This is a genomic window from Actinoallomurus sp. NPDC052274 (genome assembly GCF_040679475.1).
Lineage (GTDB): Bacteria > Actinomycetota > Actinomycetes > Streptosporangiales > Streptosporangiaceae > Actinoallomurus > Actinoallomurus liliacearum.
Genome location: NZ_JBFAUT010000041.1, coordinates 56,460 through 72,896, shown reverse-complemented (window position 1 = coordinate 72,896; position 16,437 = coordinate 56,460). Strand labels below are relative to the sequence as shown.

Sequence of the window (16,437 nt, the reverse complement as noted above, 5' to 3'; positions counted from 1 at the left end):
ACAGACCGGCGACCGGCAGACCGGCGACCGGCAGACCGGCGACCGGCAGACCGGCGACCGGCAGACCGGCGACCGGCAGACCGGCGACCGGCAGACCGGCGACCGGCAGACCGAGCAGTCGGAGATCGGCGAACGGCGCTCCGACCCGGCCCGGAACGCGGCACCGTCCGCCGCGGAGAACACCTAGTGTCGGCCTACACCGTGCGCCCCGGAGACCTGCGCGGCGACCTGGTCGCCCCGCTCGCCGTGCCACCCCGGCTGGTCGACATGGTGGAGCGGATCCAGCGGGCACCGTGGCCGCAGTGGCTGCAGCCCGGTGTCCGAATGCGCCGTGAGGTGGCCGAGCTATGCCGCCTGCAGTCGGCGCGTGGCCTGACGGTGCTCGCCTGGCTCGCCGAGGGCGACGCCCCGGGCGAGATCGACTGGCTGCTGGACACCCACCGGCTCACGGGCCGGCGCCAGGAACGGATGTACGACGCCGCCGAGCGGCTCGCCGAGCCGGTGCGCGAGCTGGTCGTCGCCAACTGGACGTGGGTGCTGGCCACCACGCACGGCGGCCGGGTGACCGCCCCGTTCTTCGCCAGCCGCGCCTACCCCGACGACGGGTACGCCGCCGCGCACGCGACCGTGACGCTGCTGCAGCTCTGGGAACGCGTCCCCGAGGTGCGCCAGGCGCTCGCCCTGGCGTGGGCCGCGACCCGTACTCCGGCCGACTGGTGCAAGGCGGCCGAGTTGCGGGCCGGTCACGGCGGCGAGGTCCCGATCTTCACGTATCCCCGGGGACCGCTGCCGCCCAAGTCGGCCGTACGGCCGTGGATCGGCCGCCTCCTGCGGTGCACCTGACCGGTGAGGGCGTCCGGCTGCGGCGTACCTGACCGCCAGGGGCGAGACCGAGTGCGGCGGCTCCTGAGGCGCCCCTGACCGCCAGGGGCGTCCGAATGTGGCGGCTCCTGAGGCGCACCTGACCCGCGGGGGCGACCGAGTGCGGCGGCTCCTGAGAAGTGCTGATCGGCTGGTCGTGCCGGTCGGCCGGTGCGTCGCGCCGGGGTCCGCCGCGGGCCTTCATGAGCGAATCCGGACTGTGACCGGTGTTTCTGTTGTGACTCCTGGGGCTAACTGAGTGACAGATCGCTCGCGCGGAACGGGATCCGAGGGGGCACTTTGTCAGCTGTTGTCCGGCGTCGGCTCGGCGCCGTGGTGTTCGCGACGTGCGCGGTGGCCGGTCCGTCGGCCGGTCCGGCCGGCGCCGACGTCCTTCTCCACGACGCGCCCGGCGTCCGGTTCGCGCTGGATAAGGGCCCCGGGCCCAGCGGCCGTGATCTCGCGCGGGGCAGGGAGCGAGTACGCGCCGAGACCGCTCGGGTCGGGCGCATCAGCGCCGCGCTCGCCGAAGCCGACGCGCTGCTCGACGACCTCGGCGACCAGGCGGAGAGCGCCGTCGAGCAGTACAACGGCGAGCGCGTCAAGCTCGACCAGGCCAAGGCCGCGTACGAGGCGGCGGTGCGGCGATCCGCGCAGGCGCGACGGCGGCTCGCCCCGGTACGGGACGATGCGGCGCGGCCGGCGGTCGACGCCTATCGCAGCCAGGGCGGCCTGCTGTCCAGGGCAGCCGCTCTGGGCGGGTCCGGCGGACCGGCCGGGTTCCTCGGGCGGGCGACGACGACGCGGATGCTGACCGAGCGGCAGCACGCCGTGCTCCAGCGGGAGACGGCGGTCAAGACCGTCGCGGACGTCTTCGAACGTCAGGCGCGCGAGGCCCTCGCGGCCCGGCAGGAGGCGACGCGGAGCGCCGAGGACGCCTGGCACGTGGCCGCCGCGGCGGTGGCGCGGCAGCAGGAGGCCGTCCAGCTCATCCAGCAGCGGAAGGCCGCCCTCGTCGCCGAGCTGGAGGCGGCCCGGACGAACGTCGCGGCGCTCGAAGAGGCCCGTACCGCGGCCCTCGAGCAGGCTCGCATCGCCGCAGTGGGAACCGAGCGGACCGTATCGTCGCACCAGGTCGTCCCCGCCGGAACCCGGCTCGGCACCGGCGATCGGGCGCTCGTCCGCGCGCTCGCCAGAGGCACCGACCTCGGCTCCGTCGCGGCGTCCGCCGCGCTCAAGTGGCTCGGCACGCCGTACTCCTGGGGCGGGGGCAACGAGACCGGGCCGACCCGGGGCATCGCGCAGGGCGCGGGCACCGTGGGCTTCGACTGCTCGGGCCTGGTGACGTACGCCTGGGCGAAGGCCGGGATCCGGCTGGTCCACTACGCGACCACGCAGTACAACGCCGGACCGCACCCGTCACGCGGCGAGCTGCGCCCGGGGGACCTGGTCTTCTTCGCGCACAGCCCCGCAGACCCGAGCACGATCCACCACGTCGGGATCTACATCGGGAACGGGCAGATGGTCGAGGCGCCGTTCACCGGGGCGCGGGTGCGGATCTCTCCGGCGTTCCGTCCGGATTACGCCGGAGCCACCCGTCCGATCGCCGCTCAGTGACCGTGCTGCGCCGCGCGCTTGATCGACAGCTCGATCTCGGCCTCGGCCTCGGCGCGGCCGGTCCAGCTCGCGCCCTCGACGGACTTGCCGGGCTCGAGATCCTTGTACACCTCGAAGAAGTGCTGGATCTCCAACCGGTCGAACTCGGGGACGTGGTGGATGTCGCGCAGGTGCTCCGAGCGCGGGTCCGTGGCGGGCACGCACAGCACCTTGTCGTCACCGCCCGCCTCGTCCGTCATCCGGAACATCCCGACGGCGCGGCAGCGGATCAGGCAGCCGGGGAACGTCGGCTCCTGCAGCAGGACCAGGGCGTCGAGCGGGTCGCCGTCCTCGCCCAGGGTGTTCTCGATGAAGCCATAGTCGGCGGGGTACTGGGTCGAGGTGAACAGCATCCGGTCCAGCCGGATCCGGCCGGTCTCGTGGTCCATCTCGTACTTGTTGCGCTGGCCTTTCGGAATCTCGATAGTGACGTCGAATTCCACAATGTCCTCCGCTCCCCGGGGCGGGCCGAGGTTGTTCTGGTTGGATGTTGGCTCATACAAGGATCTCGCACCGTAGCGAGTGCACGACGATGGGGGAGGGGCGCACGTGCCGAGGCCCGAGCGCGTTGTGGCCATGCTCACACTGGCGCTCTTGAACGTCTTCCTCGTCACCGCCGCGCTGGCAGTGGTCAAGCTCACACCTGACCGTTCCCTCGCCCTGCGGCCGCCAACCGTCGCGCAGCGCGCGCTCGTGACGGCGGCGGCGCCGGCGCTGGGCTCGCTGGCCGCGACCGCCCCGGTACCGAGTTCGGGCAGCCTGACGTCGCGTCTGGACGGCCTGATGCGGCATGCCGGGATGGGGGCCAACCTGACCGGCACCGTGATCGACGCGAGCAGCGGCCGGGCGCTGTACGCCAGCAACGCCGACCGGCCGGCCGTCCCCGCCTCGACGACCAAGCTGGTCACCTCGACGGCGGTGCTCGCCTCCGCCGGGCCCGATCACCGGCTGACCACCAAGGCGGTCAAGGGCGGTGGCGGCGTCATCCTGGTCGGCGGCGGCGACTCGCTTTTGACCCGGTCACCGGCCAAGAACGCCTACCCGCGTCCGGCCTCGCTGACCGACCTGGCCAAGCAGACGGCGGCCGCGCTGAAGGCGGCCGGCACCCGGAGCGTGCGCGTCGACTACGACGTGTCCCTGTTCCAGGGCAAGCAGATGGGGCCGAGCTGGAAGCCCAACTACGTCACCGAGGGCGACGTCTCCCCGGTGTGGGCGCTGGAGGTGGACGAGGGCCGGGTCGCGCCGTCCTCGCACGTGCGCGTGCAGAACCCGCCCCGGATCGCCGCCGACGCGTTCGCCAAGCTGCTGCGCGAACAGGGGATCTCCGCGACCATCGGCTCCCAGACCACCGCGCCGCAGGGCGCCCAGCAGCTCGGCGCCGTGCAGTCCCCGCCGGTCTCGGCGCTGGTGGAGGAGCTGCTGACCAACAGCGACAACGACATGGCCGAGGCGATGGCCCGCCAGGTGGCCCTCGCCCGCCATCGGCCGGCGTCCTTCGCGGGAGGAGCGGAGGCCGTCCACGAGGTGCTGGCCGGGCTCGGCCTCGCGAACGGCGTCGCGACCGTCGACGGCAGCGGCCTGTCGCCCGACAACCGGATCACGCCGAACGCCCTGGCCCGCCTCCTCGTGGCCGCCTCCTCGGGGGCCCACCCGGAGCTGGCCTCGGTGATGTCCGGGATGCCGATCGGCGGCTTCTCCGGCACCCTCGCGGGCCGCTACCGCGCCGGCGGCTCCGCCGCCGGGATGGGCCTCGTCCGCGGCAAGACCGGCACGCTGAACGGCGTGAACACCCTCGCCGGCGTGGTGTACGACGCCGACGGCCGGCTGCTGGCGTTCGCCTTCATGGCCAACAACGTCGCGAATCCCAGCGCCGCGCTGGCCGCGCTGGACGGCCTGGCCGGCAGCCTCGCCACCTGCGGCTGCCACTGACCGGTCCCCGGCGGCCGATCCGGCGGTGGGCTCGCGGCGGGTGGCCGCCGCCGACCGGGGTCTTCGGCGGTCGATCCGGCCGCGAGGGCGTGACCTGCGACTGCCGCCGACCGGCCGGCGGGAGTCGATCCGGCCCGTTCGCGCGTTGGGCGAATATGGGCATGCCCCCGCGAAGAGCGGGGACGTACGGTAGAGGTGCCCGGCCGGAGAGGTTACGTGATGCCAGCATCCATGATCGACTGGAACGTCGCCGTACAGACGGGGACCCGCCTCGTCCGCTCGGGACCCCAGGTGAGCCCCGCCGAGGCCCACCAGGTCGTCGCCGAGCTCAGGGACCTGTCGCGGATCGCGCAGGGCCACGTCCGTGAGTTCACCGGGATGGACGGCGGACTCGACCCGTCCCCGGCCAAGGTCGTCGACCGCCCAGGATGGATCAAGGCGAACGTCGACGGCTTCCGGGTCGTCCTCGAGCCCCTGATGGAGCAGCTCCAGGAGCGCCGTGGCGGCGGGATGCTCGACGGGCTCGGCGGCGGCGCGGGCGGCGCGGTCATCCAGGCCGTGGGCTCGCGGGTCACCGGCGCCCAGGTCGGCGCCATCCTCGCGTACATGGCCAGCCGCGTGCTCGGCCAGTACGAGCTGTTCCTGCCGCCGGACCCGGCCGGCCGCGCGCCGACGGGGCGACTGACGCTCGTCGCGCCCAACATCGTGAGCGCCGAGCAGGAGCTGGACGTCGACACCCACGACTTCCGGCTGTGGGTCTGCCTGCACGAGGAGACGCACCGGGCGCAGTTCGCGTCCGTGTCGTGGCTGCGCGCCTACGTCCAGGACCAGATGACGGCCTTCCTGCTCGCCGCCGACCTCGATCCCGGAGCGCTGCTCAACCGGCTGCGCGACGTGGGCGAGGCCGTCGCCGACGCGGTGCGCGGCGGCGAGGGCAACCTCATCGACGCGATCCAGACGCCGGAGCAGCGGGAGATCCTCGACCGCCTCACCGCCGTCATGACGCTGGCCGAGGGGCACGGCGACTATGTGATGGACGCCGTCGGTCCCGAGGTCGTGCCGAGCGTGGCGGAGATCCGCGCCAAGTTCCAGCACCGCCGCGAGGGCGGTTCCGGAGTGGACCGGGTCATGCGCCGCCTGCTCGGCCTGGACCTGAAGATGAAGCAGTACGCCGAGGGCTCCCGGTTCGTCAGGGCCGTCATCGAGCAGGTCGGGATGGAGCAGTTCAACCGCGTCTGGACCTCGCCGAACACCCTGCCGACGCACGCGGAGATCTCCGACCCCGCCCTGTGGGTCAACCGGGTGGTCGGCAAGCCGGAGCTGCCGTCCGCCGAGTGACCCCGCCCGTCCCGGGGACGGGCCCCGCCGACCGCCCTTTCCCGGGGACCGTCTCCTCGGGCGGCCGCCGCGCTGGAGAATGGGGCCGTGGGACCTGATCCGGCGGTCGCGGCGGTACGCCTGGCGGTCCGCGGCGCGCTCCGCGAGATCGACGCGGGCGATCTGGTGCTCGTCGCGTGCAGCGGCGGTGCCGACTCGCTCGCGCTGGCCGGGGCGCTGGCCTTCGAGGCGACCAGATCCGGCCACCGGGCCGGTGGCGTCACCGTCGACCACGGCCTGCAGGAGGGTTCGGCCGAGCGCGCCGCCGAGGTCGTACGGACGATGACGCGGCTCGGCCTCGAGCCGGCCGAGGCCGTGCGCGTCACCGTCGGGACGTCCGGCGGCCCCGAGGCCGCCGCCCGCGACGCCCGGTACGCCGCGCTCGCCGACGCCGCCGCGCGCCATCGCGCGACCGCCGTCCTGCTCGGGCACACGCTGGACGACCAGGCCGAGACCGTGCTGCTCGGCCTCGCGCGCGGTTCGGGCGCCCGGTCCCTGGCCGGGATGCCGAGGTCGGCGGGCCGCTACCGCCGGCCGCTGCTCGGCCTCGACCGCGACCTGGTCCGCCGTGCCTGCCTGGCCATGGGCCTGGACCCGTGGGACGACCCGCACAATGGCGACCCGGCCTTCGTCCGGGCGCGGATCCGCCGGGACGTCCTGCCGCTGCTGGAGGAGGAGCTGGGGCGGGGTGTGGCGGGCGCGCTGGCCCGTACGGCGAGGATGCTCCGCGACGACGCCGACGCCCTCGACGCCTGGGCCGACCGCGCGTTCCAGGAGGCGGCGACCGACGGTGAGGCGGCGACCGACGGTGGTGCCGAGACCGGCGGTGGCGCCGGGGAGATCGCTCTGTCCGTCGAGGTGCTGGCCGGGCTGCCGCGGGCGGTGCGGACGCGGGTCCTGCGCCGGGCGGCGATCGCCGCGGGCAGCCCGCCGGGCACCCTGGCGGCCGTCCACGTCGACGCGGTGGACGCCCTCGTCACGGCCTGGCGGGGCCAGTCCCGCGTGGACCTACCCGGCCGCGTTCAGGCTCTGCGCCGGTATGAAAAGCTGCTCTTCGGACCGTCCGAATCCTCAGAAATCTAGGCAACCTGCAGTTTTCGGACAGGCGTGAAGCGGACGGCATGATCGCGAAAGGCTCTGCGGTGGACGAAACGGACATGCGGGCAGATCTGGAGAAGGTGCTCATCCCTGAGGAGGAGCTCCAGGACAAGATCCGGGAGCTCGCCGCCCAGATCGACGCCGACTACGCGGGCCGGGAGATCCTGCTCGTCGGGGTGCTCAAAGGCGCGGTCATGGTCATGGCGGACCTGGCCCGCGCCGTGCACGCGCCGATCTCGATGGACTGGATGGCCGTCTCCTCGTACGGCTCCGGGACCCAGTCCTCCGGCGTCGTGCGGATCCTCAAGGACCTCGACGCGGACATCATGGGCCGCCACGTCCTGATCGTCGAGGACATCATCGACTCGGGCCTCACCCTGCACTGGCTGATGAGCAACCTGGAGTCGCGCGGCCCGGCGTCACTGGAGGTCTGCACGCTGCTGCGCAAGCCGGACGCCGCCAAGATCGAGGTCGACGTGAAGTACGTCGGGTTCGACATCCCGAACGAGTTCGTGATCGGCTACGGCCTCGACTACGACGAGCGCTACCGCAACCTTCCGTTCGTGGGAACACTTGCCCCACACGTCTACGGTGGAAGTGGGGAACAAGAGGGTTAGTTCAGTACGTTGCTAGTTGCGAAGTAGGACACCGGTCGTCGTGCTGCGGTCTTCCGTGAGACCGGTGTACCTTCGGTATCCCGGCTGCAATGCGGGGAGCCACACTCGGGAAGGCCGCCTCGTCGCATTTCGCGGCGGGGTCTTGGAGACGCTGGTCAGGAGGGACGGGCCCCATCGTGGGGCACCGCATAAATGGATCTGAAGCGCTACTTTCGCGGGCCGTTGCTGTGGATTTTGGCCTTCGGGGCGCTGGTGCTCCTCGTCATGTACGGGATCAATCCCGGCGGCTCGTACGAGAAGGCCGATACCTCGAAGGTCGTCCAGGCCATCCAGAACAACCAGGTCAAGTCCGCCCAGATCATCGACAAGGATCAGCGGATCGAGGTCAAGCTCAAGACCGGCAAGCAGCTCCAGGCCAACTGGGTCAGCGGCCAGGGCAACGAGCTGGCCAAGCTGCTGCAGCAGAAGGCCGACCAGGGCCAGCTGACGAGCTACAACACCTCGGTGCCGAAGCAGAACGTCTTCTTGAGCCTGCTGTTCAGCTTCCTGCCGATCGTCGTCGTCGTGCTGATCTTCCTGTTCATCATGAACCAGATGCAGGGCGGCGGCTCGCGGGTGATGAACTTCGGCAAGTCGCGGGCCAAGCTGGTCACCAAGGACACCCCGAAGACGACCTTCGCGGACGTCGCCGGTGCGGACGAGGCGATCGAGGAGCTGCAGGAGATCAAGGAGTTCCTGCAGAACCCCGCCAAGTTCCAGGCGATCGGGGCGAAGATCCCCAAGGGCGTGCTGCTGTACGGCTCGCCGGGTACCGGTAAGACGCTGCTGGCCCGGGCCGTGGCGGGTGAGGCCGGTGTGCCGTTCTACTCGATCTCCGGTTCGGACTTCGTGGAGATGTTCGTCGGTGTCGGCGCCTCGCGCGTCCGCGACCTGTTCGAGCAGGCCAAGGCGAACGCCCCCTCGATCATCTTCGTCGACGAGATCGACGCGGTCGGCCGGCACCGTGGTGCCGGGCTCGGCGGCGGTCACGACGAGCGCGAGCAGACGCTGAACCAGCTGCTCGTCGAGATGGACGGCTTCGACGTCAAGGGCGGCGTCATCCTGATCGCCGCGACCAACCGGCCGGACATCCTCGACCCGGCGCTGCTGCGCCCGGGCCGCTTCGACCGGCAGATCGTCATCGACCGGCCGGACCTGGAGGGCCGTAAGGGCATCCTGCGGGTGCACGGCCGCGGCAAGCCGTTCGCGCCGGACGTCGACCTGGACACCATCGCCCGCCGTACTCCGGGCTTCACCGGAGCCGACCTCGCCAACGTGATCAACGAGGCGGCCCTGCTGACGGCGCGCATGGACCGCAAGCAGATCGACATGAACACCCTCGAAGAGGCGATCGACCGGGTCATGGCCGGCCCGGAGCGCAAGAGCCGGGTCATGTCCGACCGGGAGAAGAAGACCATCGCCTACCACGAGGGTGGTCACGCGCTCGTGGCGCACGCGCTGCCGAACGCCGACCCCGTGCACAAGATCACGATCTTGTCCCGTGGGCAGGCGCTGGGCTACACGATGACGCTGCCGATGGAGGACAAGTTCCTCGCGAGCCGGTCGGAGATGCTCGACCAGCTGGCGATGCTGCTCGGCGGCCGTACCGCCGAGGAGCTGGTCTTCCACGAGCCGACCACCGGCGCGGCCAACGACATCGAGAAGGCCACCTCGATCGCCCGCAAGATGGTCACCGAGTACGGCATGTCCGAGCGCCTCGGCGCCCGCAAGTTCGGCGAGGGCAACGGCGAGCCGTTCCTGGGCCGGGAGATGTCGCACAACCGTGACTACTCCGAGGAGATCGCCTCGGCGATCGACGACGAGGTCCGGCGGCTGATCGAGTCGGCGCACGACATCGCCTGGGAGATCCTGGTCGAGTACCGCGACGTGCTCGACAACCTGGTGCTGCAGCTCATGGAGAAGGAGACCCTCTCCAAGCAGCAGGTGCTGGAGATCTTCGAGCCCGTGCAGAAGCGGCCGGCCGCCCCGTCCTACAGCGGCTACGGCAAGCGGCTCCCGTCGGACCGCCCGCCGGTGCTGACGCCGAAGGAGCTGGCGCTGCTCGGCCCGAAGGACGTCCAGGACCTCACCCAGGGCAACGGCAGTGGCTCGTCCCGCCCGGCGCTGGGCGAGCACAAGGACAGCGACACCGAAGGCAAGGCGTGAGCGAGGAGCCCGTTCTCCATGGGCCGCCGATCGATCAGGCAAGGATCGAGAAGGCGGTACGGGAGATCCTGATCGCGGTCGGGGAGGACCCCGACCGCGACGGGCTGCTCGACACCCCGGCGCGGGTCGCCCGCGCGTACGCCGAGCAGTTCGCGGGGCTGCGGCAGGAGCCCGAGGACGTCCTGACCACGGTCTTCGACGCCGACCACGACGAGATGGTGCTCGTCAAGGACATCGAGGTGTACAGCACCTGCGAGCACCACCTCGTGCCGTTCCACGGCGTCGCGCACGTCGGCTACACGCCGAACGCCCGCGGGCAGATCACCGGGCTGTCCAAGCTGGCCCGGCTCGTCGACGTGTACGCGCGGCGGCCCCAGGTGCAGGAGCGCATGACGTCGCAGATCGCCGACGCGCTGATGGAGATCCTGAAGCCGCGCGGCGTGATCGTCGTGATCGAGGCCGAGCACCTGTGCATGACCATGCGCGGGGTGCGCAAGCCGGGCGCGCGGACGGTGACCTCGGCGGTGCGGGGCGACTTCCGCGAGTCGCCGAGCACCCGCGCGGAGGCGATGAGCCTCATCCTCGGCCGCTGACACCTGGGCGGCTGACACTTGTGCCGTCGGCCTCGGGCCGGCGGCACCTGCCTTCAAGGTGACGACCTCCTGACCGAGCGGGCGAGTGGCGAACTCCACGGCTTGACCAATCGTCGAACGAGTAGTTCAGCGTTGCGGGAGACTGCTGCGGCCGGATTCCGAGGAATCGAACTGGCGGTGTTGATGGCGAACCGGGCGAACCCGGGTGACGACGACGCTGTGGGGCCGTGATGGGGGACACGAAGCAGAACGCGCCGACCCGCCCGGAGCCGGGCGGGCCTGCGCCGGAGCGCCGCCGGCAGCGGCGCTGGGTGCCGGCCGTGGCCGGCTGGCTGTCGTTCCTGATCGGCCTGCACGACGTCATCGGCGCCCTGCTGCCGGAGTGGCACCGCCGGATGGTGCGGCTCGACGAGTACGTCCCCGGCTCGGTCAACAACGCGGCCCGTACGGCGACGCTCGTCGCCGGGCTGCTCCTGCTCCTGCTGTCCCACGGCCTGCGCCGCCGCAAGCGCCGTGCGTGGCGCGCGGTGGTCGGCCTGCTCGCCTTCACGATCGTCTCCCACGTCGTCAAGGACTTCGCGCTGTCGGCCATCGTCGCGGCCGCGCTGCTGGGGGCGCTGATCTACTTCCGCCAGGAGTTCTACGCGACCGGCGACCCGCGGACCCGGTGGCGGGCGCTGTGGGTCGGGTCGTTCCTGGCCGCGGCCAGCGTCGGGGTCGGCCTGCTGTTCATCGCGGTGAACCGGCACGGGCTCGTCCGCGACTACTCCCCCTCCGAGCAGTTGTGGCACGTGGTCACCGGCCTGTTCGGCGCCTCCGGCCCGGTGACCTTCGTCTCCGACCGCCGGAACGACCTGTTCAGCCTGATTCTGGGCACGCTCGGCCTGTTCACCGCGGGGACGACGGCCTTCTTGTTCCTCCGCCCGGCCGAGCCCGCCCCCTCGATGTCCGCCGAGGACGAGGAGCGGATCCGGGACTTGCTCGCCCGGCAGGGCACGCGTGACTCGCTCGGCTACTTCTCGCTGCGCCGGGACAAGAGCGTGATCTGGTCGCCGACCGGCAAGGCGTGCGTCACGTACCGCGTGGTGTCCGGCGTGATGCTGGCCGGCGGCGACCCGATCGGCGACCCGGAGGCGTGGCCCGGCGCGATCGAGGCGTTCCTGGAAGAGGCGGCCCGGCACGCCTGGGCGCCCGCCGTGATGGGCTGCAGCGAGCTCGCCGCGGAGGTCTGGTGCCGGGACACGGGCCTGTCGGCGCTCGAACTCGGCGACGAGGCGATCGTGGACGCCGCCGAGTTCTCCCTGGAGGGCCGGACGATGCGCAACGTCCGGCAGATGGTGAACCGGGTGGCCCGCCAGGGCTACACCGCCGAGGTCCGCCGGGAGAAGGACTACGCCCCCGAAGAGCTGACGGCGCTGTGGGCCCAGGCGGACGCCTGGCGCGGCACCGACACCGAGCGGGGGTTCTCGATGGCGCTGGGCCGCGTGGGCGAGCCCGGCGACGAGGAGTGCGTGGTCGCCACCGCGAAGCAGGACGGCGAGCTGCACGCCATCCTGCACTTCGTGCCCTGGGGCGCCGACGGACTGTCCCTCGACCTCATGCGGCGCGACCGGTCCGCCCAGCCCGGCCTCAACGACTTCCTGATCGTCGAGGCGCTCAAGGCCGCCCCGGACCTCGGCGTCAAGCGGATCTCGCTGAACTTCGCGGTGTTCCGCGCGGCGCTGGCCCGCGGCGAGCGGATCGGCGCCGGTCCCGTCCTCAAGGCGTGGCGCGGCCTGCTGATCTTCCTGTCCCGCTGGTTCCAGATCGAGTCGCTGTACAAGTTCAACGCCAAGTTCCAGCCGGAGTGGCAGCCGAGGTTCTTCGTCTACCCGGGCCCGGGCGACGCGCCTCGTATCGCGCTGGCGGCGCTGGAGGCCGAGGCGTTCATCGTCTGGCCGCGCCTGCGCATCCCCGGTCTGAAACGACCATGATCACTGGGACCCTCTAGTCTGGCGATATGACCATGACCGTCGCCGGCCTGCCCGATCCCGGGCGCTGCCTCGTCATGGGCGTCGTCAACGTCACGCCCGATTCGTTCTCCGACGGCGGCGCCTGGTTCGACCATGACGCCGCGATCCGCCGGGGCCTGGACCTCGTCGCCGAAGGCGCCGACATCGTCGACGTCGGCGGTGAGTCGACCCGGCCCGGCGCCCAGCGGGTGTCCCTGCGCGAGGAGTTGCGCCGGGTCATCCCGGTGATCGAGGCGCTGTCCGCCGAGGGGGTGCCGGTCAGCGTCGACACGATGCGGGCGGAGGTCGCCGAGGCGGCCGTCGCGGCCGGGGCCCGGCTGGTCAACGACGTGAGCGGCGGGCTGGCCGACCCCGCCATGCCGCGCGCGGTCGCGAAGGCGGCCGTCCCGTACGTCGTCATGCACTGGCGCGGGCACAGCCACGACATGGACAAGCGCGCCGTCTACGCCGACGTCGTACGCGAGGTGCGCGACGAGCTGCGCGCCCGCATCGACGCGGTCGTCGACGAGGGCGTCGACCCGTCCCTCCTGGTCGTCGATCCCGGTCTCGGGTTCGCCAAGCGGCCGGAGGACAACCACAACTGGACGCTCCTCGCCCATCTGGACGCCCTGCTGGCCCTGGGCCACCCCATCCTGGTGGCCGCCTCGCGCAAACGGTTCCTGGGCCGGCTGCTCGCCGCCCCCGACGGAACCCCCCGCCCGTTCGACGAGTCCGACGACGCCACGGTCGCGATCACCGCGCTCGCCGCCGCCGCCGGAGCGTGGTGCGTCCGCGTGCACGAGGTCCGGCCCAGCGCGGACGCCGTACGCGTCGCCGCCGCCTGGGGAGCCGCCCGGTGACCGAGCTGGACGTACGGGCGATCGAGGGCGTGCACGCCGAGTTCTACGCCGCGTTCGAGTCCGCGGACCTCGACCGGATGGGCGCGGTCTGGGCGGACGGCGCGTACGCCGACGACGTGGTCTGCGTCCACCCGGGCTGGCCGGTGATCCGCGGCCGCGGCGCGGTCCTGCGCTCCTGGGCGTTGATCATGGCCAACACCCCGTACATCCAGTTCGTGCTGACCGACACCCAGATCAAGATCTCCGGCGATCAGGCCGTCGTCAGCTGCGCGGAGAACATCATCACCGCCGCCGAGGAGACCGACATCGGGTTGACCTCCGGGGGAAGCGTGGTGACCACCAACGTGTTCGTACGTACGGAGGCCGGGTGGCGGCTGTGGCTCCACCACGGCTCGCCCGTCCTGGGCAGGGAGGAAGAGACCGAGTGACAGTGAATGGCGACCGGATCGTGCTGCGCGGCCTGCGCGCGTGGGGCCGGCACGGCGTCCTGCCCGCCGAACGCGAACTCGGACAGGAGTTCGTCATCGATGTCACGCTGGGTCTTGACATCCGCCCGGCCGCGGCCGGAGATGATCTATTGCGTACCGTCGACTATGGGGCGCTGGCCGACCGGCTCGTGTCCGTGGTCGAAGGCGAACCCGTGAACCTGATCGAGACGCTGGCCGAGCGACTGGCGGCCCGCTGTCTCGACGTGGCACAGGTCGAGAGCGTGGAGATCACCGTGCACAAACCCAACGCCCCTGTGCCCCATCCCTTCACCGACGTGGCCGTGACCATCCACCGGAGCCGCTCATGACGACTTCTGAGCAGAAAAGCCGGACCGTGCTGTCGCTGGGCAGCAACCTCGGCGACCGCCTCGACAACCTGCAGGAGGGCATCGACGCGCTGTTCGACGCACCCGGCCTCGACTTCATCGCGATCTCCCCGGTCTATGAGACCAAACCGGTCGGCGGGCCGGAGCAGGACGACTTCCTCAACGTGGTGATCGTCGCGGACAGCAGCGTGGCGCCGCAGTCGCTGCTCGAACGCGTGCTGAACATCGAGGAGTCGATGGACCGCGTCCGGGACGTCCACTGGGGGCCCCGCACGCTCGACATCGACATCGTCACCGTGAACGACGTGACCTCGGATGCCCCGGAGCTGACCCTGCCGCACCCGCGCGCCCACGAGCGGGCGTTCGTGCTGGTGCCCTGGGCGGACGTCGACCCGGACGCGCTGCTGCCGGGCCGGGGCCGCGTCGCGGATCTGCTGTCGGCGGTCGCCGGGCAGGAGCTTCGGCGCCGCGACGACCTCTCCCTGCAGCCGCCCGCGTGAAGCCGACCCGGATCACGGTCCTGGCCGCCGTACTGATCGGCGTCGGCGTCGTGGTGTGGGCGGTGGTGCGCCTGTTCTACACCTCGCTGCCGGTCCTGCCCTGGACGATGGTGCCGTCGCTGCTGCTGCTCGCCCTCGGCGAGTTGTACACGGCGTTCTTCACGCGCGCCCGCATCCAGCACAAGCCCGGCACGAAGCCGATCGAGCCGCTGGTCGCCGCCCGGCTGGCGGCCCTGGCCAAGGCGAGTTCGCACGCCGCCGCCGTGCTGGCCGGCGGCTTCGCCGGGATGGCCGTCTACCTGATCTCGTCACTGGACAAGCCGACGCCCCGGCGCGACTTCTTCGTCAGCGGCGGGACCGCCCTGGCCGGCATCGCGCTGATCGGCGCGGCGCTCTTCCTGGAGTACGCCTGCCGCGTGCCGAAGGGTCCGGAGGACGAGAACGACCACCGGCACGCCTCGCGCATCTGAGTGTCGGTGGCGGCTGCCATGCTTCGTGCGTCGGCCGACCGAGACGGGAGGGGCGTATGGCGTCTGTAGAACAGGTGCGGGAGATCGCGCTGGCGCTGCCCGAGGCCGAGGAGCGCGAGACGTGGGGCAGGCCGACCTTCCGGGTCCGCGACCGGATCTTCGCGATGCTGTCGGACGACGGCGCGTTCGCGAGCGTGAAGGCCACGAAGGACGAGCAGGCGGCGTTGCTCGCCGAGGAGCCGGAGATCTTCTCCTTCCCGGCGTACGTCGGGCGGCACGGCTGGGTCGGTGTCGATGTGACGCGGGTCGACGCCGATCACCTGCGTGAACTCCTCACCGACGCCTGGCGCCTCACCGCGCCGAAGCGCCTGGTGCGGGCCCACGACGCGGCCCGTTAGGCCTGTCTCTGTCGGCCGTCCCGTTACCGGTCCACTCGGCCAGGTCCGCAGGTCGGCACCTCCGGCCAACGGTCGGTCCGCTGCCCCCCTCATCCGGACGAGCCGCGTTCTCCCCGCCCGCCTGGGCGGGCGAGGACGGACGGCGGGACAGGAGCAGCAGGGCGTCGTAGTCCTGGGTGCCGGGTGCCGCCTGGTAGACGATCAACCGTTGCCCGTCACTGCGGGCCACGTCGAACGCCTCGTAGGTCAGCGTCATGGGTCCGGCCGCCGGATGGCGGAACACCTTTCGCCCGTTGGTACGGACGCGCACGTCATACCTCTGCCACAGGGCCGTGAACTCCGGGCTGGTCGCGGAGAGTTCCGCCACCAGGTCGTGAAGGTCCGGCGCACCGGGGTGCAGCACGACCGCCGTTCGCAGGTGAGCCACGACTCCGCGGGCCACGTCGGCCCAGTTCACGTACAGCTGCCGGGCGGACGCGTGCAGGAAGGCGTAACGCGCGGTGTTGCGATGCCGCGGTGGCCACTCCTCCATGCCAGGGAACAGAGACAGCGCCGGCTCGTTGGCGGCGAGCAGGTCGCTGGAACGACTCAGGACACAGGCCGGGTAGGGCAGCACGACGTCGAGCATGCGGAGAACCTCGTCCCGCACGGTGCGTGATGCCCGGCGCTGCTGCGTCTTACCGGCCTCCTCGTGTGCCCTGGAAGAGGAGAGTTCGGTCAGGTGCCGACGCTCGTCCTCACTGAGCTTCAGCACGTGCGCGATGGCTGCCAGCACCGCCGCGCTCGGCCGCTGCTGTTTTCCCTGTTCCAGACGCCGGTAGTACTCGATGCTCACCCCCGCGAGGATGGCGACCTCCTCACGGCGCAGTCCGGCCGTACGCCGGATCCCGGCGGACGATGGCAGGCCGACCTCATCCGGCGTGATCCGGCTGCGCCGGCTCCGCAGGAATTCCCCCAGCTCGGTTCTGCTGCGCACCAGTGCAGTATCCCTGGTCCCGAGCCCTCGCCGGGGGCCTTGTCAGGGCCCCCCAACGAGGGTCTCCTCATGCGGCGGCGCAGGCAGCAGGC

The 16,437-nt window shown here is 71.7% G+C and carries 18 protein-coding genes; 16 read left to right on the top strand and 2 right to left on the bottom strand.

Translation table 11 applies throughout. The features are described 5' to 3' along the window. From AB0K82_RS29575 to AB0K82_RS29565, 3 genes are all read left to right on the top strand, one after another. Positions 1-187, top strand: a 187-nt coding sequence (locus AB0K82_RS29575) for a hypothetical protein (RefSeq protein ID WP_364403238.1), incomplete at its 5' end; no start/stop codon positions are given. Further along, on the top strand, positions 187-843 hold the full coding sequence (locus AB0K82_RS29570) for a hypothetical protein (protein ID WP_364403237.1): 657 nt from the start codon (positions 187-189) through the stop codon (positions 841-843). The genes AB0K82_RS29575 and AB0K82_RS29570, both read left to right, overlap by 1 nt. Positions 844-1,161: 318 nt before the next feature. Then, positions 1,162-2,478, top strand: a complete 1,317-nt coding sequence (locus tag AB0K82_RS29565; protein ID WP_364403235.1) for an NlpC/P60 family protein — start codon at positions 1,162-1,164, stop codon at positions 2,476-2,478. On the opposite strand, the gene AB0K82_RS29560 is transcribed toward AB0K82_RS29565, so the two are convergent. Next, complete coding sequence (locus AB0K82_RS29560) at positions 2,472-2,960, bottom strand: inorganic diphosphatase (RefSeq protein ID WP_364403262.1); 489 nt, start codon at positions 2,958-2,960, stop codon at positions 2,472-2,474. The genes AB0K82_RS29565 and AB0K82_RS29560 overlap by 7 nt on opposite strands. 106 nt (positions 2,961-3,066) lie before the next feature. Between AB0K82_RS29560 and dacB the strand changes: the two genes are divergently transcribed. The 13 genes from dacB (at position 3,067) to AB0K82_RS29495 (ending at position 15,369) form a co-directional block, all read left to right on the top strand. After that, on the top strand, positions 3,067-4,446 hold the full coding sequence (gene dacB, locus AB0K82_RS29555; RefSeq protein WP_364403232.1) for a D-alanyl-D-alanine carboxypeptidase/D-alanyl-D-alanine-endopeptidase: 1,380 nt from the start codon (positions 3,067-3,069) through the stop codon (positions 4,444-4,446). Between the two features lie 231 nt (positions 4,447-4,677). Next, positions 4,678-5,784, top strand: coding sequence for a zinc-dependent metalloprotease (locus AB0K82_RS29550; protein ID WP_364403259.1), 1,107 nt, complete (start codon positions 4,678-4,680; stop codon positions 5,782-5,784). An 87-nt stretch (positions 5,785-5,871) separates the two neighbouring features. After that, positions 5,872-6,906: a tRNA lysidine(34) synthetase TilS gene (gene tilS, locus AB0K82_RS29545; RefSeq protein WP_364403230.1), complete on the top strand. Its 1,035-nt coding sequence runs from the start codon at positions 5,872-5,874 to the stop codon at positions 6,904-6,906. A gap of 59 nt (positions 6,907-6,965) precedes the next feature. Continuing rightward, a complete protein-coding gene (hpt, locus tag AB0K82_RS29540; protein ID WP_364403228.1) occupies positions 6,966-7,538 on the top strand; it encodes a hypoxanthine phosphoribosyltransferase in 573 nt (190 codons plus the stop codon). 192 nt (positions 7,539-7,730) lie between these two features. Then, entirely contained in the window at positions 7,731-9,743 is a 2,013-nt protein-coding gene (gene ftsH, locus AB0K82_RS29535) for an ATP-dependent zinc metalloprotease FtsH (protein WP_364403225.1), read from the top strand. Next, on the top strand, positions 9,740-10,336 hold the full coding sequence (folE, locus tag AB0K82_RS29530) for a GTP cyclohydrolase I FolE (protein WP_364403222.1): 597 nt from the start codon (positions 9,740-9,742) through the stop codon (positions 10,334-10,336). The genes ftsH and folE overlap by 4 nt, the downstream gene beginning before the upstream one ends. A gap of 230 nt (positions 10,337-10,566) precedes the next feature. After that, positions 10,567-12,309 (top strand): phosphatidylglycerol lysyltransferase domain-containing protein, encoded by a 1,743-nt coding sequence (locus AB0K82_RS29525; RefSeq protein WP_364403219.1) that lies wholly within the window; start codon positions 10,567-10,569, stop codon positions 12,307-12,309. A gap of 74 nt (positions 12,310-12,383) precedes the next feature. Next, positions 12,384-13,187: a dihydropteroate synthase gene (gene folP, locus AB0K82_RS29520; RefSeq protein WP_345353662.1), complete on the top strand. Its 804-nt coding sequence runs from the start codon at positions 12,384-12,386 to the stop codon at positions 13,185-13,187. Then, a complete protein-coding gene (locus AB0K82_RS29515) occupies positions 13,184-13,615 on the top strand; it encodes a nuclear transport factor 2 family protein (RefSeq protein WP_345351785.1) in 432 nt (143 codons plus the stop codon). Before folP ends, AB0K82_RS29515 begins: the two co-directional genes overlap by 4 nt. Before the next feature lie 2 nt (positions 13,616-13,617). After that, positions 13,618-13,983, top strand: a complete 366-nt coding sequence (gene folB / locus AB0K82_RS29510; RefSeq protein ID WP_345353664.1) for a dihydroneopterin aldolase — start codon at positions 13,618-13,620, stop codon at positions 13,981-13,983. Continuing rightward, positions 13,980-14,501, top strand: a complete 522-nt coding sequence (gene folK / locus AB0K82_RS29505) for a 2-amino-4-hydroxy-6-hydroxymethyldihydropteridine diphosphokinase (protein ID WP_364403216.1) — start codon at positions 13,980-13,982, stop codon at positions 14,499-14,501. The genes folB and folK overlap by 4 nt, the downstream gene beginning before the upstream one ends. Continuing rightward, entirely contained in the window at positions 14,498-14,971 is a 474-nt protein-coding gene (locus AB0K82_RS29500; RefSeq protein ID WP_364403214.1) for a DUF3180 domain-containing protein, read from the top strand. Before folK ends, AB0K82_RS29500 begins: the two co-directional genes overlap by 4 nt. A gap of 56 nt (positions 14,972-15,027) precedes the next feature. After that, positions 15,028-15,369 carry an MmcQ/YjbR family DNA-binding protein gene (locus tag AB0K82_RS29495; RefSeq protein ID WP_364403211.1) on the top strand — a complete coding sequence of 114 codons (342 nt, stop codon included), beginning with the start codon at positions 15,028-15,030 and terminating at the stop codon, positions 15,367-15,369. On the opposite strand, the gene AB0K82_RS29490 is transcribed toward AB0K82_RS29495, so the two are convergent. Next, positions 15,323-16,345 carry a helix-turn-helix transcriptional regulator gene (locus AB0K82_RS29490; protein ID WP_364403209.1) on the bottom strand — a complete coding sequence of 341 codons (1,023 nt, stop codon included), beginning with the start codon at positions 16,343-16,345 and terminating at the stop codon, positions 15,323-15,325. The genes AB0K82_RS29495 and AB0K82_RS29490 overlap by 47 nt on opposite strands. Positions 16,346-16,437 lie beyond the last annotated feature (92 nt).